The 21,864-nt window shown below is 70.3% G+C and carries 18 protein-coding genes; 3 read left to right on the forward strand and 15 right to left on the reverse strand.

Annotated elements, in window-relative coordinates; all coding sequences use genetic code 11:
• Nucleotides 1-98 precede the first annotated feature (98 nt).
• From frc (OG595_RS06365) to OG595_RS06375, 3 genes are all read right to left on the reverse strand, one after another.
• Nucleotides 99-1,331 carry a formyl-CoA transferase gene (frc, locus tag OG595_RS06365; protein WP_329282688.1) on the reverse strand — a complete coding sequence of 411 codons (1,233 nt, stop codon included), beginning with the start codon at nt 1,329-1,331 and terminating at the stop codon, nt 99-101.
• Between the two features lie 82 nt (nt 1,332-1,413).
• Complete coding sequence (locus OG595_RS06370; RefSeq protein ID WP_329268771.1) at nt 1,414-2,970, reverse strand: aldehyde dehydrogenase family protein; 1,557 nt, start codon at nt 2,968-2,970, stop codon at nt 1,414-1,416.
• A gap of 140 nt (nt 2,971-3,110) precedes the next feature.
• Complete coding sequence (locus OG595_RS06375; RefSeq protein ID WP_329268774.1) at nt 3,111-3,368, reverse strand: hypothetical protein; 258 nt, start codon at nt 3,366-3,368, stop codon at nt 3,111-3,113.
• Nucleotides 3,369-3,533: 165 nt separating this feature from the next.
• Between OG595_RS06375 and frc (OG595_RS06380) the strand changes: the two genes are divergently transcribed.
• The 3 genes from frc (OG595_RS06380) (at nt 3,534) to OG595_RS06390 (ending at nt 7,833) form a co-directional block, all read left to right on the forward strand.
• Nucleotides 3,534-4,766: a formyl-CoA transferase gene (gene frc / locus OG595_RS06380; RefSeq protein ID WP_329268777.1), complete on the forward strand. Its 1,233-nt coding sequence runs from the start codon at nt 3,534-3,536 to the stop codon at nt 4,764-4,766.
• A 191-nt stretch (nt 4,767-4,957) separates the two neighbouring features.
• On the forward strand, nt 4,958-6,349 hold the full coding sequence (locus OG595_RS06385; RefSeq protein ID WP_329268779.1) for an OFA family MFS transporter: 1,392 nt from the start codon (nt 4,958-4,960) through the stop codon (nt 6,347-6,349).
• Between the two features lie 44 nt (nt 6,350-6,393).
• Nucleotides 6,394-7,833 (forward strand): OFA family MFS transporter, encoded by a 1,440-nt coding sequence (locus OG595_RS06390; RefSeq protein WP_329268781.1) that lies wholly within the window; start codon nt 6,394-6,396, stop codon nt 7,831-7,833.
• A 72-nt stretch (nt 7,834-7,905) separates the two neighbouring features.
• Here the strand turns inward: OG595_RS06390 and OG595_RS06395 are convergent, their stop codons facing one another.
• The 12 genes from OG595_RS06395 to OG595_RS06450 all read right to left on the reverse strand — a co-directional run bounded on the left by OG595_RS06395 (nt 7,906) and on the right by OG595_RS06450 (nt 21,852).
• Nucleotides 7,906-8,946, reverse strand: a complete 1,041-nt coding sequence (locus OG595_RS06395; RefSeq protein WP_329268784.1) for a sugar phosphate isomerase/epimerase family protein — start codon at nt 8,944-8,946, stop codon at nt 7,906-7,908.
• Between the two features lie 93 nt (nt 8,947-9,039).
• The gene (locus OG595_RS06400) at nt 9,040-9,246 is read right to left on the reverse strand and encodes a hypothetical protein (RefSeq protein ID WP_329268786.1); all 207 of its coding nucleotides are present in this window, start codon (nt 9,244-9,246) and stop codon (nt 9,040-9,042) included.
• Nucleotides 9,243-10,412, reverse strand: a complete 1,170-nt coding sequence (gene eboE, locus OG595_RS06405) for a metabolite traffic protein EboE (protein ID WP_329268787.1) — start codon at nt 10,410-10,412, stop codon at nt 9,243-9,245. The genes OG595_RS06400 and eboE overlap by 4 nt, the downstream gene beginning before the upstream one ends.
• A gap of 3 nt (nt 10,413-10,415) precedes the next feature.
• Nucleotides 10,416-11,264, reverse strand: coding sequence for a TatD family hydrolase (locus tag OG595_RS06410; RefSeq protein WP_329268789.1), 849 nt, complete (start codon nt 11,262-11,264; stop codon nt 10,416-10,418).
• Nucleotides 11,264-11,947 (reverse strand): EboA domain-containing protein, encoded by a 684-nt coding sequence (locus OG595_RS06415; RefSeq protein WP_329268792.1) that lies wholly within the window; start codon nt 11,945-11,947, stop codon nt 11,264-11,266. The genes OG595_RS06410 and OG595_RS06415 overlap by 1 nt, the downstream gene beginning before the upstream one ends.
• Nucleotides 11,944-13,086 carry a sugar phosphate isomerase/epimerase family protein gene (locus OG595_RS06420; protein ID WP_329268794.1) on the reverse strand — a complete coding sequence of 381 codons (1,143 nt, stop codon included), beginning with the start codon at nt 13,084-13,086 and terminating at the stop codon, nt 11,944-11,946. The genes OG595_RS06415 and OG595_RS06420 overlap by 4 nt, the downstream gene beginning before the upstream one ends.
• Nucleotides 13,083-14,321, reverse strand: coding sequence for an inositol-3-phosphate synthase (locus tag OG595_RS06425; RefSeq protein ID WP_329268796.1), 1,239 nt, complete (start codon nt 14,319-14,321; stop codon nt 13,083-13,085). The genes OG595_RS06420 and OG595_RS06425 overlap by 4 nt, the downstream gene beginning before the upstream one ends.
• Before the next feature lie 102 nt (nt 14,322-14,423).
• Complete coding sequence (locus tag OG595_RS06430) at nt 14,424-15,782, reverse strand: ThuA domain-containing protein (protein WP_329268798.1); 1,359 nt, start codon at nt 15,780-15,782, stop codon at nt 14,424-14,426.
• 12 nt (nt 15,783-15,794) lie between these two features.
• Nucleotides 15,795-18,308, reverse strand: a complete 2,514-nt coding sequence (locus OG595_RS06435) for a PQQ-dependent sugar dehydrogenase (RefSeq protein ID WP_329268800.1) — start codon at nt 18,306-18,308, stop codon at nt 15,795-15,797.
• Between the two features lie 83 nt (nt 18,309-18,391).
• Nucleotides 18,392-19,396 (reverse strand): sugar phosphate isomerase/epimerase family protein, encoded by a 1,005-nt coding sequence (locus OG595_RS06440; protein ID WP_329268802.1) that lies wholly within the window; start codon nt 19,394-19,396, stop codon nt 18,392-18,394.
• A 15-nt stretch (nt 19,397-19,411) separates the two neighbouring features.
• On the reverse strand, nt 19,412-20,653 hold the full coding sequence (locus tag OG595_RS06445) for a Gfo/Idh/MocA family protein (protein ID WP_329268805.1): 1,242 nt from the start codon (nt 20,651-20,653) through the stop codon (nt 19,412-19,414).
• A 149-nt stretch (nt 20,654-20,802) separates the two neighbouring features.
• Nucleotides 20,803-21,852, reverse strand: a complete 1,050-nt coding sequence (locus OG595_RS06450) for a substrate-binding domain-containing protein (RefSeq protein ID WP_329268808.1) — start codon at nt 21,850-21,852, stop codon at nt 20,803-20,805.
• Nucleotides 21,853-21,864: the final 12 nt, after the last annotated feature.

Here is a 21,864-nt window from a genome sequence, read left to right on the forward strand (position 1 = left end):
TCACTCCGGTCGGATGCGAACGGGAGCCGTCCCGGGCGAGGATGCGGTGGTCCGCGCCTCGCCCGGGACGGAGTGGTTGCGGCGTCGGCCGCCGTCGGTCAGATCACGCCCTGCGCCCTGAGATACGGCAACTCGTTTTCTTCGAGGCCGAGTTCGTTGATGAGGATCTGTTCGGTGTGTTCGCCCAGGAGGGGCGGGGTGGTGATGTGGGTGGGGGAGTCGGAGAGTTTGAGGGGGTTGCCGACCGTGGTGAACGGGCCGCGCTCGGGATGATCGACGGTGACGATCATGTCGTTGGCGGCGAGGGAGACGTCCTCGATGATCTCTCTCGTGGACAGGATCGGGCCGCACGGGATGCTGTATGCGTTCAGCTGTTCCAGGACCTGCCATTTCGGCAGGGCGGATGTCCACTCCTCGATCAGCTGGAACATCTTCGCCAGCTTCGGCAGGCGTGCTTCGGGGGTGGCCCAGCCGGGATCGTCGGCGAGTTCCGGGCGGCCGATCAACGTGGCCAGGGGACGCCAGCCGGGCGGCTGGACGATCACGTACACGTAGTCGTTGGGCCCGCCGGGCGCGCATCGCACGGCCCAGCCCGGCTGTCCGCCGCCCGAGGCGTTCCCGGAACGGGGTACCTCGTCCCCGAAGTCCTGGGCCGGGTACTCCGCCAACGGGCCGTGCCGCAGCCGTTGTTGGTCACGCAGTTTCACCCGGCACAGGTTCAGCACCGCGTGCTGCATCGCCACGTTGACGCGCTGGCCCCGGCCCGTCGACTCCCGCTGGAACAACGCGGCCAGGATCCCGGCCACCGCATGGACACCGGTGCCCGAGTCCCCGATCTGTGCCCCCGTCGCCATCGGCGGCCCGTCCTGGAACCCGGTGGTCGCCATCGACCCGCCCATCGCCTGCGCCACCACCTCGTACGCCTTGAAACCGGTGTACGGGCCCTCCCCGAACCCCTTGATCGACGCGTACACGATCCGGGGATTGATCTCCCTGATCCGTTCCCAGGTGAAACCCATCCGTTCCACCGCACCCGGCCCGAAATTCTCCACCATCACATCCGAACACCGGATCAGCCCGGTCAGGATCTCCCGGCCCCGCTCCGACTTCGTGTTCAACGTGACACTGCGCTTGTTGCAGTTCAGCATCGTGAAATACAACGAATCCACACCCGGCACATCCCGCAACTGACCCCGCGTGACATCCCCGCCCGGCGCCTCCACCTTCACCACATCCGCACCCAGCCACGCCAGCAACTGCGTCGCCGACGGACCCGACTGCACATGCGTCATATCCAGGACACGAATCCCCTCAAGAGCCTTGGCCATGATCGCCACCTCACTTCCACGTCGACGTGTGTGCACGCGATGTCCGGAGGGCGGCGCCCCCGCAAGGGCGCCGCCCGGCCGCCGGTCACGGCATGTGCTGGTACTCCGGGAAGTTCCCGGGCAGCCGCTCGCCCGCCGGTCCCCGGGTCACGGCGCGCACCAACAGCTCGCCGCCGACGAACGCGCCGCGCCAGGACGCGCCGAACCCGCCGAACAGTTCGTCGCGGTCACCCCTCGAACGCGGCTTGCCATGGCCGACCTTGAACGCGCGGATCTGTGGGGCGAGCCGGTCGAAGGTGGCCCGGTCGTCGGTGGACAGGGTGGCCACGAGCGCGCCGTTGGAGGCGTTCATCGCGGCCAGCAGTTCCGCCTCCGTGTCGACCAGGACGATGGTGTCGACCGGCCCGAACGGCTCCGCGTGATGCAGCGGCGAGGACGGCGGCGGCCCCAGGAGCGTGACCGGTTGGACGTACGCCGAGGTGTCCTGGCCGGGCAGGAAGCGGGCCTCGGCCTCGCTGGCGCGGTGCAGGGGAACCGCGCCTCGGGCGACGGCCTCGGCGACCTGGTCGTGGAGTTCCTTCGCCTTGGCCGCGTTGATGACGGGCCCGAAGTCGAGTGCCGGGTAGGGGTCGTCGGCCTTCTCGACGGCGAGCGGGTGTCCGACGCGCAGGGTGCGCACCGCCGGAAGGTATGCCGCCAGGAACTCGTCGAACAGCTGCCGCTGGACGACGAAGCGCGGGTAGGCCGTGCAGCGCTGCTTGCCGTAGTCGAAGAGCTTGGGCACGACGGCCTTGAGGGCGTCCCAGTCCGAGTAGTTCCAGACGCCCCAGGTGTTGAGCCCTTCCTGTTCGAGGATGTGACGTTTACCCAGGTCGGCGACCGCGGTGGCCACCGCGGCGCCGGTGTCGCGACCGCCGACGAAGGAGACGCAGCCGATCTCGGGCGCCCGCACCAGCGCCTCGGACAGCTCTCCCCCGCTGCCGCTGACGAGGGTGACGGGAATCCCCTCACGGGCGGCGAGCGCACAGGCCAGGGTCAGGCAGGCGACACCGCCGTCGGTGGGGGTCTTGGCGATGACCGCGTTGCCCGCCAGTGCCTGTACGAGCATCGCGTGAACGAGCACGCTCATCGGGTAGTTCCAGCTGGCGATGTTGGACACCGGGCCGTCCAGCGGCACCCGGTCGGCGACCATCGGCTCGATGCCGTCGACGTACCAGCGCACACCGTCGATGGCCCGGTCGACGTCCGCCTGCGCGAGCCGCCACGGCTTGCCGATCTCCCAGACGAGCAGGAGTGCGAGGAGTTCGCGGTGCTGGGTGAGGGCGTCGAGGGTGGCCGCGACGCGGGCCCTGCGTTCGGGGAGCGGGACGTGCCGCCAGGCGCGGTGCTGGTCGAGCGAGGCGCGTACGGCGTGGTGGGCTGCGTCCCGGTCCAGGCGCGGCGGGCCGGCGATCGGGCTGCCGTCGACGGGGCTGGTCGCGGGCAGGGCGCGGCCGTCGGCCTGCCAGGCGGAGTTCCAGAGGTTGAGGACGCGGTCGTCGCGGAACGCCTCGGGGGCGACGGCGAGGCATCGCTGCCAGGCGTCGGTCCAGGACGTACCGGACTTCACCACGAGGTGGGTGGAGTTGAGGGTGGTGGTCATTCGGTGTCTCCGCTCTCGGTGCACAGTCGGGGGCGGGGGTCTGGGTCTGGGTGTGGGTGTGGGTGTGGGTGTGGGTGTGGGGGGCGGGCGCGAGGGGGCAGGAGCGTGGTGGCGCCGGTCGGTCCGGTGGTCACCGCCTGTCAGCCGTGGGTGGTGTCACCGTCGGCTGCCGGCGGGGCGAGCGCGCTGCGGGCCGTCCCGGTCGGGGTGTTTCCCGCCGGGGCGCCGACCGTCTCCAGCGCCTTCTTCTTCGACTGCGCCGGGCCCGCCGGGGACGTCGACGAACTCCGACCCGACATCCGGGTCGGCGAGGAAGCCGTACAGCCCGTCGGCCATGCTCCGGGCCGGAACCCGCCGCCGATGCCGGGGAAGTTCGCGGGGAGGGCGACCAGGTCCATGATTCGGCTCCCGTCTTAAAAGTGCTGCACGCCCCCTGGACATCACCCATCGGATGCGGGATAACAATCTTCATACAGTATTCGTCGACTGTATGCAATGTGCCAAGCACTACCCAGGATCGGCGCCACCAGGACGTTCGAGGCTACGGACAAGCGAGGTGACCTGTGACGGCCAAGGCTCTTGAGGGGATTCGTGTCCTGGATATGACGCATGTGCAGTCGGGTCCGTCGGCGACGCAGTTGCTGGCGTGGCTGGGTGCGGATGTGGTGAAGGTGGAGGCGCCGGGCGGGGATGTCACGCGGGGTCAGTTGCGGGATGTGCCGGGTGTGGATTCGTTGTATTTCACGATGCTGAACTGCAACAAGCGCAGTGTCACGTTGAACACGAAGTCGGAGCGGGGCCGGGAGATCCTGACCGGGCTGATCCGGTGTTCGGATGTGATGGTGGAGAATTTCGGGCCGGGTGCGGTGGAACGGATGGGTTTCACCTGGGAACGGATCAGGGAGATCAATCCCCGGATCGTGTACGCGTCGATCAAGGGGTTCGGGGAGGGCCCGTACACCGGTTTCAAGGCGTACGAGGTGGTGGCGCAGGCGATGGGCGGGTCGATGGCGACCACCGGGTTCCAGGACGGGCCGCCGATGGCGACGGGGGCACAGATCGGGGACTCGGGCACCGGTGTCCATGCGGTGGCCGGGATCCTGGCCGCGTTGTTCCAGCGGGAGTCGACGGGCCGGGGCCAGCGCGTCAACGTGGCGATGCAGCACGCGGTGCTGAACCTGTGCCGGGTGAAACTGCGTGACCAACAACGGCTGCGGCACGGCCCGTTGGCGGAGTACCCGGCCCAGGACTTCGGGGACGAGGTACCCCGTTCCGGGAACGCCTCGGGCGGCGGACAGCCGGGCTGGGCCGTGCGATGCGCGCCCGGCGGGCCCAACGACTACGTGTACGTGATCGTCCAGCCGCCCGGCTGGCGTCCCCTGGCCACGTTGATCGGCCGCCCGGAACTCGCCGACGATCCCGGCTGGGCCACCCCCGAAGCACGCCTGCCGAAGCTGGCGAAGATGTTCCAGCTGATCGAGGAGTGGACATCCGCCCTGCCGAAATGGCAGGTCCTGGAACAGCTGAACGCATACAGCATCCCGTGCGGCCCGATCCTGTCCACGAGAGAGATCATCGAGGACGTCTCCCTCGCCGCCAACGACATGATCGTCACCGTCGATCATCCCGAGCGCGGCCCGTTCACCACGGTCGGCAACCCCCTCAAACTCTCCGACTCCCCCACCCACATCACCACCCCGCCCCTCCTGGGCGAACACACCGAACAGATCCTCATCAACGAACTCGGCCTCGAATACGAGGAACTGCGCCTGCTCAGGGCGAACGGGGTGGTCTGACATGGGGAGTTCGGAGCACGCACCACAAAGGTGCGTGGCCTCCCGGCAGTTGGGGGGCGGTTCATGACGTAACCCGGCACAGGGGGCGTCCGACGGTGCGCGTCGGCCGGCCCCGGGACCCATGCGCGCACGAAAGGCATTTGGACAGGGGGCGCTGGCCAGATCTTTCGACGCAAGGAGTCTTCACCAAGATGACAACCATCGACTACTCGACGTCCGTCCCGTACCGGGAGGTGACGGACCACAACGGCCGTATGTACCGCGTCGGTGAATCCGATGTCGACATCATGGGCCGCGGGCGCAAGTGGATGGTCATCCTGCCGTGGATCGGCATGATGGGCATCAGCTCCGCCGAGTACGCGTTCACGTCCGCGGAGGACACCCTCCACGAGGCCCATCTCTGGGACAGCGGACACATCTTCTGGCTGATGGGCGTCTGGGTGTTCTTCCAGGCGGCCGTGGCCTTCCCCGCCGGTCAGCTGCGGGAGAGCGGCAGGCTGCCCGCCCGTACGGCGATGATGCTCGGCGCGGTCGGCACCATGCTCGGCTATCTCTCGCTGGCGTACGCGCCCAACGTGCTCGTGGCCTACTTCGGCTTCGGCATGTGCAGCGGTATCGGCGCCGGTCTCGTCTACGCGACCTGCGTCAACATGGTCGGCAAGTGGTATCCGGAGCGCAAGGGCGGCAAGACGGGCTTCGTCAACGGCGGGTTCGCCTACGGCTCGGTGCCCTTCGTGTTCCTGTTCACCTCGTACATGGACCTGAGCAACTACCAGACCGTGCTCGCCTGCGTGGGTGTCGGGCTGTGCCTGGTGGTGGCCTCGGCCGGCTGGTTCTTCAAGGACCCGCCGAAGAACTGGTGGCCCGCGCACGTCGACCCGCTCAAGGCCACGGACGACCCGAAGATCCGCCGGGCGCTGGAGAAGAACCCGCCCGCGGTCAAGCAGTACGTCCCGAGGGAGGCCGCCCGGCAGCCCGTCCTGTGGATGATGTGGTTCTGCCTGCTGTGCACCGCCGGCATCAACATCTTCGGTATCGCCTTCCAGGTGCCGTTCGGCAAGGACATGGGCTTCGCGGGCGGGATCGCGGCCACGGCGATGTCCCTGAAGGCCATCGTCAACGGCACCGGCCGCGGTGTCATCGGCTGGATATCCGACCGCTGCGGGCGACGCAACACGCTGATCATCGTATGTCTGGTGCTGGGCACGGCCCAGTTCGGCGTGCTGGTCTCCGGCCAGATGGGCAGCATGCCGTTCTTCCTGTTCTGCTCCATGGTCTCCGGCTTCGGCGGCGGGGCGATCTTCCCGCTGTTCGCGGCCATGACCGCGGACTACTTCGGTGAGAACAACAACGCGTCCAACTACGGGATGGTCTACAGCTCGAAACTCATCTCCGGTCTCGTCGGATCCGGAGTGGGCGCGATCGTCGTCGACCACTGGGACTACGAGGGCGCGTTCGTCCTGGCCGGCTGCATCGGCCTGGCCTCCGCCGTGCTCGCGGTGTTCCTGAAGGCTCCCGGCAGGCCGACGGCGAACCGCCGGGTCTCCCCCAACCCCCAACCGCTCGGCGAGGAAATGGCCTGACGCATCAGCAAGGAAACGGCCTGACACGGAGGAATTGGCCTGACATGACGGCAGATCCCATCGCGACCCACAGTTCTGCGAACACTTCAGAGGGCAACGCGGCGAACAGTTCGCCGACCGGCCCCCGAGCCGCACACCGTCCCTACCGGGAAGTGACCGACTCCCGCGGTCGCGTCTACCGCGTCGGCGAGACCGACCGGGACATCCTCGGTCACTCCCGCAAGCTCATGGTGTACCTGCCGTGGATCGCCATGATGGCCATCAGTGTCTTCGAGTACGCGTACGGCTCGGCGGAGGACACCCTGTCCCACGCCCACGGCTGGACGCAGAGCGACACCTTCTGGATCCTCAGCGTCTGGGTCTTCTTCCAGGCCGGCATCGCCTTCCCCGCGGGCTGGCTCCGGGAGAAGGGCATCCTGACGGCCCGTACAGCCATGTACATCGGCTCGGGCCTGTGCGCCCTCGGATTCCTCGCCCTCTCGCACCTGAGCGACGTCTGGCTCGCGATCCTCGGCTTCGGTGTCGTCGGAGGCATCGGCGCCGGCCTGGTCTACGCGACCTGCATCAACATGGTCGGCAAGTGGTTCCCCGAACGCCGGGGAGCCAGGACGGGGTTCGTCAACGGTGGGTTCGCGTACGGATCGCTGCCGTTCATCTTCATCTTCAACTACGGCTTCGACACCGCGAACTACCACCGGGTCCTCGACCTGATCGGCTGCTACATCATGATCGTGGTCCTCGCGTCCGCCTTCTTCTTCAAGGATCCCCCGAAGAACTGGTGGCCCGCGGACATCGATCCGCTGACGTACGCCGACGACGAGAAGAACGCGACCGGCCTCACCAAGAACCCTCCCGCGGTGAGGCAGTACACACCCAAGGAGGCCATCAGGACCGGCATGCTCCCCCTGATGTGGCTGTCCATCGTGCTGACCGCCGGCGTGTCCATCTTCGGGATCTCCTTCCAGGTCGACTTCGCCAAGGAGGTGGGCTTCGGCCCGCTGGTGGCGGCCTCGTCCATGGGTGTCATGGCGGTCATCAACGGCATCGGCCGCGGTGTCGTGGGCTGGCTGTCCGACAGGTGGGGCCGCAAGCCCACCCTGGTGTTCGTCATCGTCGTCCTGGGCCTGGCCCAGTTCGGGGTGATCTGGGCGGGCGACGTGAAGAGCGAGGCACTGTTCCTGTTCTTCGCCTTCCTCTCCGGCTTCGGGGGCGGCGCGTTCTACCCGCTGTTCGCGGCGCTCACCCCGGACTACTTCGGGGAGAACTACAACGCGTCCAACTACGGACTGGTGTACAGCGGAAAGCTGGTCAGCGGCCTGTTCGGCGGTGGCCTCGGTTCCATGGTGGTCGCGGCCTGGGGGTACGACGGCGCGTACGCCCTGGCCGGAGCCGTCTCCATGGTGGCGGCGGTGATCGCCCTGCTGCTCCGGCAGCCGGGTCGCACCCCGGCCGCCCGGACCGCGGAGCCGAGGCCCGCGGCCTGACGGCACGCGCACGTGCGGAGGCCCTCCCGGGACGCGCCGTCCGGGAGGGCCTCCTCGGGTGTCGGCGGCCCGTCAGCACTTCTCGCGCAGCGAGTGGAGGTGCTCGCTGGAGCGGCGCGCGAAGGTGAAGGACTCGGTCGGGTTGTCGTGCTCGGCCTGCCAGTGATGGGCCAGGCGGTGACCGCGCAGCCGGGTGACGCCGGAGATGAACCGCTGGTAGTCGATGTCTCCGTCGCCGACGTCGGTCATGCGGTAGCCGTACTGGTTGCCCGGGTCGCTCACACCGTCCTTCACGTGGAAGAGCGGGTAGCGGTCGGGCTGCCTGAGGACGTAGTCGAGCGGCTCGAAGGGCGCCGGTGTGCCGTCGGGGCGCTTGGAGAAGCGGAACTGGCCCGAGTAGGCCCAGAAGATGTCCATCTCCAGGTACACGAGCTTGGGGTCGGTCTCGGCGAGCAGTACGTCGTAGAGCCGGACCTTCGGGTTGTCGGTGGCGAAGGAGAACTCCTCGGAGTGGTTGTGCTGGTAGAACTTCATGCCGCGCGCCCTGGCCGCCGCGCCGTACGTGTTGAACTCCTCCGCCGCCCGCTTCCAGGCGTCGACGGTGGAGCCGTAGCGGAAGGGGCCGGAGGCGGTGCCGATGTGCTTGAGGCCGAGTGCCTGGGCGTCGTCGAGGACCTTGTCGAGGTTCTGGGCGAAGGTGTACGCGTTCGGGTCACTGGCGTAGTAGCCGACGTGGCTGCCGATCGGGTTGAGGCCGTGGTCGCGCGCCAGCCGCCTGAGCTGGGCGAGCGATATGGGGCCCGCTGAGCCCTGGGTGTATCCGGCGAACTCGACCTCGTCGTAGCCGTACTTCTTCAGCTCGGCGAACACGGGGGCGAAGCCCAGCGTGGAGACCTTGTCGCGCAGGCTGTAGAGCTGGATGCCGAGCCGGCCCGGGGGCAGGACGGGACGGCCCCGGCCCGCTGCGGCGGACGCGGTCCCGGTGGCGGCTCCGGCCGGGGTCGCGGCGGCGCCCAGCAGCGCGGCGGCGGTGGCGCCCGCGGCCACGCCGAGCATGCCTCGTCTGCTGAGGCGGTGGACGAGTTCGGGGTCCGTGTGGTGTGTGCGGCTCATGCCTGGAACTCCTCGGGTCGGAAGGCGTTGTCAGTGGTCAGTGCTTCACTGTGACCGGTCGGAAGTGACCGGCCGGTCGGGGCGGGATCGACTTCACATCGGTGGCCGCGGTGCGGCCGTCGACGGCACGGGGGGGGTGGAGCGGATGAGGGGCAGACCGTCGTCGTCGCCCGCCCGAAGGCGGCCGTGGCCGCCTCGAAGAGGCCGGTCGTAGTACGAGACCGGGGCCGTCCGGTCCGGCCGGAGCGGCGGGGTCGCCGGAGCGCGGATCGGGACTTCTCCGGCGGGGCCGGGGCTCATGGCAGCTCCTTCAGGCCCAGGTCGCTCAACAGGTCGCGGGCGAGGGTGAGTTCGGCGGCGATGCCGTCGGCGAGCTGGGCGCGGGAGCGGGGCCGTAGTTCGGGTGGGAGGGCCTGCCAGGTGTAGGTCTCGACCTCCAGATGCCGGGTGCGGGGGTGCGGGCCGCCGACGAGCCGGGTCAGCGCGGCCTTGAGTACGGGGAGCGTGGAGGTGAGGGGTGCGGCGGGGGCCGCGTGGAGCGGGACGTGGAAATGGGCGCGCCAGGGCGAGGCGTCGGGCAGGGCGTCGCCGTGCAGGGCCTCGCCCAGGTCGTCCGTGCCGCGGAGTCCGGCGGCGGTGGCCGTGCGGGTCTGGTGCAGGAAGCGGGGTTCGTCGAAGGCGGCGAGGGCGTCGCGGACTTCGGGGAGATGGGGGTGTTCGGCGTGGAGGGCGGCGGAGAGCTGGGACTTGACGACGGGGACGCGGGCCTGTGTGAGCGCGTCCAGGGCGGTGTGCGGATCCTCGAAGGAGGTGGCGAGGTGGCAGGTGTCGACGCAGATGCCGATGCGGTCGTGGCCGATCGCGGTGAGCGGGGCGATGGCGTCGGTGGTGGTCTCGACGGTGCAGCCGGGTTCCGGTTCCAGTCCGACTCGGATGGAGCGGCCGGTGAGTTCGGCCAGGGCGTCGAGACGCTCCGCGAGGGTGCCCAGTGCGGTCAGGGCAGTGGCCGCGCGCTCGCCGTGGTGGGCGGTGCGCCAGGCGAGCGGCAGGGTGGAGACGCTGCCTTCGGTGACGTCGTCGGGGAGGAGTCCGGCGAGGACACGGGCCAGGTCGGTGGTGTGGGCGAGCCGCTCGGGGTCGGCCCAGTCCGGTTTGTAGACGCGGTACTTGACCTCCTCGGCGCCGAAGCCTTCGTAGGGGAAGCCGTTGAGGGTGACGACTTCGAGGCCGCGCCGGTCGAGTTCGGTGCGCAGTCCGCGCAGGGCGGAGGGGTCGGTGACCAGGGCGTGGGCGGCGTTCCTGGCCAGCCACAGTCCGATGCCGAGGCGGTCGCGGCCGAGGCGTCGGCGTACGGGTTCGCAGTGGTCGCGGAGTTGGGCGAGGACGCCGTCGAGGGTTTCGGCGGGGTGGACGTTGGTGCAGTAGGCGAGGTGGACGGTGGAGCCGTCGGGGTGGCGGAAGCGCATGGGTCACTCCCCGCCGCGCAGGACGGAGTTGCCCTCGTGGGTGGCGCCGGTCGTGTCGACGCCGAGGTCAAGTCGGCCGCTGAGCCCGTAGAAGGCGACCGGGTTGCGCCACAGGACGCGGTCGACGTCGTCCTCGGTGAAGCCTTCCGCCAGCATCAGGTCGCCGACCTTGCGGGTCTTGAGGGGGTCGCTACTGCCCCAGTCGGCCGCGGAGTTGACCAGCACCCGGTCGAGGCCGTGTTCGCGGAGGATCGCGACCGTCCGTTCCTCGTCCATCTTGGTGTCCGGATAGACCGAGAAGCCGAGCCAGCAGCCGCTGTCCTTGGCCTCCTTGACGGTGGTCTCGTTGAGATGGTCGACCAGGACGTGCTCGGGGGGCAGGGCGGACTCCCGTACGACGTCGAGGGTGCGGCGCAGGCCGGCGAGCTTGTCGCGGTGCGGGGTGTGGACGAGCGCGGGCAGGCCGTGGTCGGCGGCGAGCTGGAGCTGGGCGGCGAGGGCGGTGTCCTCGGCGGGGGTCATGGAGTCGTAGCCGATCTCGCCGACGGCGACGACGCGGTCCTTGGTGAGATACCGGGGCAGTTCGTCGAGGACGGGGGTGCAGCGGGGGTCGTTCGCCTCCTTGGGGTTGAGGGCGATCGTGCAGTGGTGGGCGATGCCGTACTGGGCGGCACGGAAGGGTTCCCAGCCCAGGAGGGAGTCGAAGTAGTCGAGGAAGGAGTCGGGCGAGGTGCGGGGCTGGCCGAGCCAGAAGGAGGGTTCGACGACGGCGCGGACACCCGCGGCGTACATGGCCCGGTAGTCGTCGGTGGTCCGTGACGTCATGTGGATGTGGGGGTCGAAGATGCGCATCAGGACTCCTTCGCTTCGGACCCCGTCAGGGCCAGGACGCGGTGCAGGTCCTCGGGGACGGGCCGACCGGCGGCGGCTCGTTCGGCGGCGTAGTCGTCGAGCATGCGGGCGAGTTCCGTGTCGGCCCGGGCCCGGTGGCGGAGGTCGGCCACCGTGTCGACGGGCACTCCGGTGAACAGGCACTTCAGCACGGCGTGGCGCCAGTTGTGGGCGTCCAGGTGACGGGCGGCGTACGGGCCGACGGCCGCGGCGACGAGGCTGGTGTCGTTGGTGCGCAGGGCGTCCTCGACGAGGGGGAGGGCGTCGGGGCCGGCGACCAGGTGGGGCAGGGCGTGCAGGACGGCTCGGCGTTCGGCGGCGGTGCCCTGCCGGTAGACGCGGGTGAGGGCGTCCGGGCCGGCTTGGGCGGCGTCCAGGATCAGGACGCGTACGGCGTCGGCGTGGTCGGTGCCGCAGCGGCGGCCGGCTTCGGCGAGGCGCAGCTCCCAGGCGGAGATGGGTCCGTGGGTGGCGGGGCGGGCGGCTGCTTCGTCGAGGGCGTGGGCGAGCCAGGTGCGGGCGGCTTCGCCGAGGTGGGCGGTGATCTGGGTGCGGAGGTCGTGCAGCGGAGTGAGCGGGGCGGGGGCGGGTGGTTGGGGGCTGTCGGCCGCGGGGGTGCCTGGGCCGGGGTGGGGCTGGGTCATGGGGTGCTCCCTTCGGCCGGGGTGGCGGAGTGCTTGGCCGGAGCGGGGAAGGGGGTGGAGGAAGGGGTGGGGGAAGCGGTCGTCGGGGTTGCGGCGATCGTGGCGGCGGTATGCGGAGGGGTGGTCCGCGGGGTTGCGGCGGGCCGGAGGTCCGTGCCGGTCGGTTCCGCTGTCGCGGAGGGGACGGCGGGCGGGGCCGGGGTGGCGCGGACCGTGTCGCGCAGGAAGCGGAGGGAGTGTTCGGCCTGGTGGGGGCCCGCGTGGGAGTGGCGGGGGAGTTCGACGACGGTCAGTCCCTGATAGCCGGTGGCGGCCAGCGCATCGAGCACGGGCGGGAAGTCGATCTCCCCGTCGCCGAACGGGAGGTGTTCGTGGATCCCGCGGCGCATGTCCTCGATCTGGACGTGGCGCAGCCAGGGCCCGGCGGCGCGTACGCAGTCGGCGGGAGGGAGTGGTTCGAGGCACTGGCAGTGACCGATGTCGAGGGTGAGGCCGAGTGCCTCGGGGTCGCCGAGTGCGTGGCGGAGGTGGTGGAAGTCGGCGATGGTGGCGAGCAGATGGCCGGGTTCGGGTTCGATCGCGAGCGGGACACCGGCCGCGGTGGCCGCGTCCAGGACGGGGGTGAGGGCTTCGGTCAGTCGGTGCCGAGCGGTGTCCGGTTCCGTGCCGGCCGGGGTGATGCCGCTGAAGCAGTGGACGGCGTGGGCGCCCAGGTCCGCGGCGACTCGTACCGCCCTGAGGAGGAGGTCGACGCGTCGTGAGCGGTCGTCCGGGTCGGGGTCGAGGAGAGAGGGGCCGTGTTTGCGGCGGGCGTCGAGCACGTAGCGGGCGCCGGTTTCCACGGTGACGCCCAGGCCGAGGGCGTTCAGGCGGCGGGCGACCCGTCGGGTGCGGGCGGAGAGGCCCCGGGCGAGTGGGTCGAGGTGCATGTGGTCGAGGGTCAGGCCGACACCGTCGTAGCCGAGGTCGGCGAGCAGGCCGAGGGCGTCGTCGAGGCGGAGGTCGGTGAGGCCGTTGGTTCCGTAGCCGAAGCGGAGGGGCGTGGTGCTGGAGGCGTGCGGTGCGCTGGGCCGGGCGCGGCCACGGTTGCCCCGGGCCCGTGCGCCGTCTCCGGGTGCAGCACCGGGTCGGGCGCTCACCGCTGTGCCCCCTCGCCGTCGGCCGGCCGCCCGCCCGGGGCCTCCGCCCGAGGGACCGCGTCCCGGCCCGCACCCCCGCCCGCATGCCCCGCCGGACCCGCCGCCCCTCCCCCGTCCCGCAGCCGTGCCGCGAACCCCATCAGCTCCGCGTACTGCTCGCCGAGGCCCGCCGGGCCGTCGCCCATCGGGTCCTTGAAGTAGAAGCCGAGTTCGCTCAGCGGGCCGGAGAGGCCGGTCTCGTGGGCGCGGGCGGTGAGTCGGGCCAGGTCGAGGATCAGGGGTGCCGCCAGGGTCGAGTCGCAGCCCTGCCAGGTGGTCTGGAGGATCATCCGGGTGCCGAGGAAGCCGTCGAAGGCGATGTGGTCCCAGGCGGTTTTCCAGTCGCCGAGGGACGGGACGTCGTCGATGTGGACCACCCCCTCCGGTGTCGTACCGAGGGTGTCGGTGAGGACGCGTTCCTTGCCGGCGTTCTTCGCCGCTGCGGCGGAGGGATCGGCGAGCGACGCTCCGTCTCCCCCGCCGAGGAGGTTGGTACCCGACCAGGCGCGGACCTCCAGCGCCCGTTGTGTGAACATCGGGCCGAGGACCGACCTGAGCAGGGTCTGTCCCGTCTTGCCGTCGCGGCCCGCGTGGGGCAGCCCGCTGGTCGCCGCCGGGCGGGCGAGTGCCGGGTGGTGCAGCCCCGTCGACGGGGTGAAGTTGACGTACGGGCAGCCGGCGCGCAGGGCCGCCGCCGCGTACAGCGAGCTCGGGGGGAGTGCGGTGCCGGTCGGGGCCGGCTCGGTGGAGGCTACGTTCACCACCACCGTCCGGGTCAGGCCGTGGCGTCGTGCGAAGTCCTGGATGTCCGCGGCGAAGGCCGTCACCAGGTCGTCCGGGGTTCGGGTGGTGTCGCCGGGCGCGGGGCCGCCGGGTCTGATCTCCCGGTCCGCGGCGGCCAGTTCGGAGGCGATGGCCGGCGTGAGGCCGTACGGCAGGACGCCTGCCGTCGTCAGTGCCTCGGCGCGTTTGGGCAGCGGGCAGTCCACGGTGTCGTGGCCGCCGAAGACGAGCGCGGACAGGGGCGGGAGGCCGCAGTCCGTGAACGGGGGTGTTTCGGTGACCATGCCCGTGGGGCGGTGCAGCCCCGCCGTCACGGCGGCGCAGCCCGCGACGACGGTGGTGGCGACGGAGCCGCGTGCTCCGATCAGCCATACCCCCACACGAGTGCGAGGACGGGACGACGACGTGGACATGGGCGGCCTCCTTGTCGTTCACGGTGTTCACACCCTCCGGCGGCGGCCGAGAGGGGAGGGAAGGCGGCGGGCGGGAGTCCGGCGTCCCCCGCCCGCCGCCGCTCAGTCGCCCGTGACGCCCGGGCTCGCCGGCGCGTTCGTGGGCAGTTCCCTGATCCGGATGTCACGGAAGGACACCTGGTCGTCGGCGCCGTGGTTCTGGATGCCGACGTGACCGTCCCGCAGGCTGCGGGTGGGATCGGTGTTGGTGAAATCGTTGATCTGCACGCCGTTGAGCCGGACGCGGAGCCGTTCGCCCTCCACGCGGATCTCGTACGTGTTCCACTCCCCCGGCGGATTCAGCGCCCGGTCGCGCTTGCGCAGGTCGGCGGAGCGGAAGCCGTAGACGGCTCCGGTGGTGCGGTCGGGGGCGTCGGTGGTGTCGATCTGGATCTCGTAGCCCTTGTCGACCGCCGACCACGGGTCGTCCGAGGGCGGGAAGCCCACGAACACCCCGGAGTTGTCGTCGCCGTGGGCCTTCCAGTCCAGCTTCAGGGAGTAGGCGCCGAAGCTCCGGGCGGCGTACCAGAGCAGGCCCATGCCGCCGGACGACGTCAGCGTGCCGTCGTCGGAGACGGTGAAGGTGCCGGGACCCGCCTGTTTCCACCCTTCCTGTGAGGTGCCGTCGAAGAGCGGCCGGTAGCCGTTCTCCGGACGGCAGTCCGCCTGGGCTCTGCCGGTGGCCCAGCGGAGTCCGCCCAGCAGGTGCTGCCGGAGCGCCGGTTCGGTGTACGCGGAGGAGAGGTGGCCGACGCCGGTGTAGAAGGAGCGTCCGCCCTCGTAGTTGTGGCACCAGGCGATCGGGTGGTCGCCGTTCATCGTGCCGCCGGTGTACGACGACTCGTCGAGGGAGGCCAGGACGTGCACCGAACTCCGTGGGTTGGAGCGGTAGTTGTACCACTCGTCGGTGCGGTTCCAGTCCATGCCCAGGGTGGAGGTCGCCGGGTGGGCGCGGTCCTCCACCACCGTCCGGGCCGGCTGGATCGCCGGGTGCCCCTGGAAGTAGGCGCCGACGAGGCCGCCGTAGAACGCCCAGTCGTACTCGGTGTCGGCCGCCGCGTGGATGCCCACGTAGCCGCCGCCGTGGCGGATGTAGCTTTCGAACGCGGTCTGTTGACGGTCTGTCAGGACATCGCCGGTCGTCGAGAGGAAGACGACGGCCGCGTACCGGCGGAGGTTCGCCGGGTTGAAAGCCGCCGCGTCCTCCGTCGCGTCGACCCGGAAGCCGGCACTCGCGCCGAGTTCCTTGAGTGCCGTGATGCCGTCAGGGATGGAGTCGTGCCGGAAGGCAGCCGTCCTGGAGAAGACCAGCACCCGGTCGGCGTGTTGTGGTGCGGGCCTGGAGGCGGCCGGGGTCGACACGCTTCCGAGGAGCAGTGCCGTGCCCACAACAGCGGTGACTGTGAGTCCTGTTGATCGCATGGCGCACTCCCCTCAGCCGGTGGTGAAGGAGAAGTCGTCCAGCTCGTACAGGTCGCCGCTCGCCCCGCCCTTGAAGACCAGGTAGAGCGTGGTCGTGCCCTGCGGGGCGTGGGACAGGGTGGCGGTGACGTCCTGGTAGGTGTCCCACCCGCCGGTCGTCGGGACGGTCGTGCGGCCCAGCACCTTGCCGGTCGGGGAACCCGCGCGGATCTCCAGCCTGCCGCCCGCGCCGGCCGAGGCCACGCGTGCCGTGAGCGACTTGGCGTTGCTCAGGACGTACGGCGTGAAGGCGATCCAGTCGCCGTTGTCGATGTCGCCGACCGCCTTGCCGCCGTTCGCCGACTCCCGTGAACTCACCGCTGTACCGGAGGAGTTGTTGAAGTGCTCGGCCTGGCGGTGGTCGGGCTGGACGACGTTCTGGTCATGGGTGGTCAGGGGTGCCTGGCCGCCGCCTCCGAGGTCGGTGTACTGGGCGTCGAAGACCCCGAAGATGTTGGCGTCCGGGTCGTGGCCGCCGTCGGCGCTGGTCTGGATGGTGCCGGAGCAGCCGTTCGCGGAGGTCTGGGGGTGGCCGTGGCTGTCGTGGCCGAGGATGAAGGTGACCTGGACCCTGGTGCAGTCGATGGCCCGGCCGTCCTCGCGGTCGGTGACCCTCACCTTGAACGGAATCGCGTCACCGAACGCGAACAGCTGTCCGTCCTGCGGGAGTTGGAGGACCACCTTGGGTGCGGTGTTGCCGACCACGACCTGGACGCTCGCGCCGCCGGTGCGGCCTGTGGTGTCCTTGGCGGTCACCGTCGCCGTGTACGTGCCGTTCTTCCTGTACTTGTGGGAGGGGTTCGCCGCGGTGGATGTTCCGCCGTCGCCGAAGTCCCAGCTGTAGGTGAGGGCGTCGCCGTCCTGGTCGGTGGTGCCGGCGGAGGAGAACCTCACCTTCAGCGGGGCCTGGCCGGAGGTGACGTCGGCGGCGGCCTGCGCGACCGGGGAGTGGCCGTCGGTGGCGTTCTCGATGCGGTACAGGGCGGAGTGTTCGTCGCCGCCGAACCACGAGATGCCGTAGTCGAGGACGTACAGCGCGCCGTCCGGCCCGAAGGCCATGTCCATCACCTGGGTGCCGGTCCAGGGAATGTCGTTGATGGACTGGACGGTCCCGTTGTCGTCGCTGGTGATCCGCTTGATCCAGCGTCGGCCGAACTCACCGGCGAAGAAGTCGCCGTCGTACGCCTCCGGGAACTTGACCGGGGAGTCGAGCGAGGCGTCGTAGTGGTAGACCGGGCCGCCCATCGGTGACTCGGAGCCGTCGCCGAACTCCGGTACGGACGGGCCGTTGTAGGGGATCCAGGCGGCCTGGGCCGGGGGAAGGTCGGTCAGGCCGGTGTTGTTCGGTGAGGTGTTCTTCGGGGCGGCGCAGTCGAAGGCGGCGCCCGATGTCCCGGTCGCGAAGTCGTAGTCCACGTAGGGGTCGTTGGCGCCGGTGCAGTACGGCCAGCCGAAGTTGCCGGGGCCGGTGACACGGGCGAACTCGACCTGGCCAGCGGGGCCTCGGGCCGGATCGGCCGCGCCCGCGTCGGGGCCGTACTCGCCGATGTAGATGATCCCGGTGGCCTTGTCGACGCTGAAGCGGAACGGGTTGCGGAAGCCCATCGCGTAGATCTCGGGGCGCGTCCTGTCCGTGCCGGGCGCGAAGAGATTGCCGGCCGGGACGGCGTACGTGCCGTCGGCGTTGACCTTGATACGCAGGATCTTGCCGCGCAGGTCGTTGGTGTTGCCGGACGAACGCTGGGCGTCGAAGGCCGGGTTGCGGTTCGCGCGCTCGTCGATGGGCGTGAAGCCGTCGGACTGGAAGGGGTTGGTGTCGTCGCCCGTCGACAGGTACAGGTTGCCCGCCGCGTCGAAGTCGATGTCGCCGCCGACATGGCAGCACAGGCCGCGCGAGGCCGGGACGTCGAGGATCTTCGTCTCGCTGGCCTTGTTCAGGGTGCCGTCGGCGTCGAGGACGAAGCGGGAGAGCCGGTTGACGCCGTCGAACGGCGCGAAGTCGGCCGCGGTGCCCGTCTCGGGGGCGTCGCCCGCCGGGGTGTTCAACGGGGGTGCGTAGTAGAGGTAGATGAAGCGGTTGGAGCTGAACTGCGGGTCCACGCCGATGCCTTGGAGGCCTTCTTCGTCGTGGGAGTAGACGTCGAGCTTGCCCGCGAGCCGGGTGTTTCCGGCGGCGTCGGTGATGCGGAGTTCGCCGTCGCGCGAGGTGTGCAGGACCGAGCGGTCGGGGAGGACGGCGAGCGACATGGGCTCGCCGACCTCCGGTTCGCCCTTGGCCAGGGTGACCTGCTGGAAGTCCTCGGCGGCAGCCGCAGCGGGGGCTGTTGCCGGGTCGGCGACGGCTGCGCCGGCCTGGGGAGCGGTCAGGGTGAGTGACGCTCCGGCGAGCAGCGCGCCCGTGAACAGGGCGAGCGCTCTGCGGACTTGGGGGTGTCGTCTGCGACTCGCGGTTCTTGCGGTGCGGGTGGGGCCGTCTTTCGCGTGCACGAATGCCTCCAGAATGGAGCTCGTGGTACCTGCGGGTGCGATACGCCGGGGTGCGCCGTCACCCCGGAACAGTCAGGAACGACTCAGTCGTTGCTGCCGAACGCCGCGTCGAACGAGGCCGACGGCGGGTCGAAGTCGTACGCCTTGAGGCGGGTCAGTGCCTCGGGGGCGCCCTGGAGCCGGTCCATGCCGGCGTCCTCCCACTCCACGGAGACGGGGCCCCGGTAGTCGATGGAGCGCAGCATGCGGAAGACGTCCTCCCAGGGGACGTCGCCGTGGCCGGCCGACACGAAGTCCCAGCCGCGGCGCGGGTCGCCCCAGGGCAGATGTGAGCCGAGGCGGCCGTTGCGGCCGTCGAGCCGCTTGCGGGCCTCCTTGCAGTCGACGTGGTAGATCCGGTCGCGGAAGTCCCACAGGAAGCCGACCGGGTCGAGGTCCTGCCACACGAAGTGCGAGGGGTCGAAGTTCAGGCCGAAGGCGGGCCTGTGGTCAACTGCCTCCAGGGCACGCTGGGTTGTCCAGTAGTCGTAGGCGATCTCGCTCGGGTGGACCTCGTGCGCGAACCGCACGCCCTGGGCGTCGAAGACGTCGAGGACCGGGTTCCAGCGGTCGGCGAAGTCCTGGTAGCCGCGGTCGATCATCGACTCGGGGGCGGGCGGGAACATCGCGACCAGGTGCCAGATCGCGGAGCCGGTGAAGCCGATGACGGTGTCGACGCCGAAGGCGGCTGCGGCCCGCGCGGTGTCGGCGATCTCGGCCGCCGCCCGCTGCCGTACGCCCTCCGCGTCGCCGTCGCCCCAGATGCGGGCGGGCAGGATCGCCCGGTGGCGTTCGTCGATGATGGCGTCGCAGACGGCCTGGCCGACCAGGTGGTTGGAGATCGCCCAGCACTTGAGGCCGTACTTGTCGAGGAGTTGGTGACGGCCCTCCAGATAGGAGGGGTCCGCGAGGGCTTTGTCGACCTCGAAGTGGTCGCCCCAGCAGGCGAGTTCGAGTCCGTCGTAGCCGAAGTCACGGGCGAGGCGGCAGACCTCTTCCAGAGGCAGGTCGGCCCACTGGCCGGTGAAGAGTGTGAAGTCGCGCGGCATTCTCGTCGAGCCTCCTCAGTCCGACAGGGGTGAGATCGATACGGGCGGGACCGCTGCGGGTGAGCCCGACACCGGTGTGTACACGGAGTTCTTCTCCGCGCTCTCCTCCACGGCCGCCAGGACGCGTTGCACCTGGAGTCCGTCCGCGAAGGACGGCCGGGGCCGGCGGCCCTCCGCGATCGCGAGGACGAGATCGCGGGCCTGGTGGACGAAGGAGTGCTCGTAGCCGAGGCCGTGGCCCGGCGGCCACCAGGCGTCCAGGTAGGGGTGGTCGGGTTCGGTGACGAGGATGCGGCGGAAGCCCGCGTGCGTGCCGGGTTCGGTGCCGTCGTGGTAGGCGAGCTCGTTGAGGCGTTCCAGGTCGAAGGCCAACGAGCCGCGTTCGCCGTTGAGTTCGATCCGCAGGGCGTTCTTGCGGCCGGTCGCGTACCGGGTGGCCTCGAAGGAGGCGAGGGCGCCGGAGGCGAAGCGGCCGGTGAAGACGGCGGCGTCGTCCACGGTGACCTGTCCGGTGCCGGCGGTCGCGGTGGCGGTCAGACCGCTGGTCGGACCGCCGGGCAACGGGCGCTGCCGTACGAAGGTTTCGGTGAGGGCGGAGACTCCGGCGAGGGGTTCGCCCACGAGGTACTGGGCTAGGTCGACGATGTGGGCGCCCAGGTCGCCGAGCGCTCCCGACCCGGCCGTCTCCTTGCGCAGCCGCCAGGTGAGCGGGAACTCCGGGTCCACCAGCCAGTCCTGAAGGTACGTCACCCGGACGTGCCGCAGGTTGCCGAGCCTGCCCTCGGCGACCATGGAACGGGCGAGCGCGGTGGCGGGCAGCCGACGGTAGTTGAAGCCCACCATGGTGAACTGGCCGCGCCCCTCCGCCTCTTCGGCCGCTGCCGTCATCGCCACGGCTTCGTCGACGGTGTTCGCGAGGGGTTTCTCGCAGAGTACGTGTTTGCCCGCGGCGAGGGCGGCGAGGGCGATCTCGGCGTGGCTGTCGCCGGGGGTGCAGATGTCGACGAGGTCGACGTCGTCCCGTTCGATCAGGGCACGCCAGTCGGTTTCGGCCGCCGCCCAGCCGTGGCGGTCCGCCGCGGCTTTGACGGCGTCGGCGTCACGGCCGCAGATCGCGGCGAGCACCGGGCGGGTCGGCAGGTCGAAGACGCGGCCAACGGTGCGCCAGCCCTGGGAGTGGGCTGCGCCCATGAACGCGTATCCGACCATGCCGACGCCCAGGGCCGGCTTGTCGGCGTCTGCCTGCGGCTGTGCCATGCGGAGGTCCTCCTCGGGTGGTGGGGGTTGGTCCAGTGGGTCGGCTGCGGGTGCGTTGTGGCCGGTCGCGCAGTTCCCCGCGCCCCTGAAGGGGCGCGGCCGAACCGTGCGCCTCACCGTCCAGGTCCGGGCCCCTGACCCCGGTCCCTCTACTTGAAGCCCGTCGGCATGTACTGGTCGACGTTGTCCTTGTCGACGACCGCCGAGTAGAGCGTCAGGGAGGACGGGATCTCGAACTCGGAGAGGCCACCGACCCCCTTGCCCTGGCCCAGTGCGCGTGCCAGGTCGATCGCCGAGGCGGCCATGGTGGGCGGATAGAGCACCGTCGCCTTCAGGACACCGTTGTCCTGCTTGATGGCCTGGAAGGCGGAGAGGGCGCCCGCGCCGCCGACCATCAGGAAGTCGTCGCGGCCGGCCTGTTCGATGGCCCGCAGCGCGCCCACGCCCTGGTCGTCGTCGTGGTTCCACAGGGCGTCGAACTTGGACTGCGCCTGGAGGAGTTGGGCCATCTTGGCCTGGCCCGACTCGACCGTGAACTCGGCGGCCTGGCGGGCGACCTTCTTGATGTTCGGGTAGTTCTTCAGGGCGTCGTCGAAGCCCTGGGTGCGCTGCTTGGTCAGCTCCAGGTTGTCGAGACCCGCGAGTTCGATGACCTTGGCGTCGTCGACGTCCTTGAGCTGCTCGCCGATGTAGTGACCGGCGTTGAGGCCCATGCCGTAGTTGTCGCCGCCTATCCAGCAGCGGTACGCCTGCGGGGTGTTGAAGATCCGGTCCAGGTTCACGACGGGGATGCCGGCGCGCATCGCCTTCAGTCCGACCTGGGTGAGCGCCTTGCCGTCGGCGGGCAGGATCACCAGCACGTCGACCTTCTTGTTGATCAGCGTTTCGATCTGGCCGATCTGGGCGGCGGTGTCGTTCGAGCCCTCGGTGATCTCCAGCGTCACGTCCGAGTACTTCTTCGCCCGGCTCTTGGCGTTGTCGTTGATCGCGTTGAGCCAGCCGTGGTCGGCCTGCGGTCCGGCGAAGCCGATGGTGACGGCCTTGCCGGGGGTGTCGGCGGCGGCCGGCTGGTCGTCGTTCGCCGCGGGCTCGTCAGCGGGATCGTTGCTGGTGCAACCGACGAGCAGGACTCCCGCCCCGACGGCGGCGGTTCCGAAGAGCAGTCCTCTGCGGCTTGTGAGAGGCGTCGACTCAGGCATGGCGGTGAACCC

Source organism: Streptomyces sp. NBC_01451, assembly GCF_036227485.1.
In the GTDB taxonomy this organism is placed as follows: domain Bacteria; phylum Actinomycetota; class Actinomycetes; order Streptomycetales; family Streptomycetaceae; genus Streptomyces.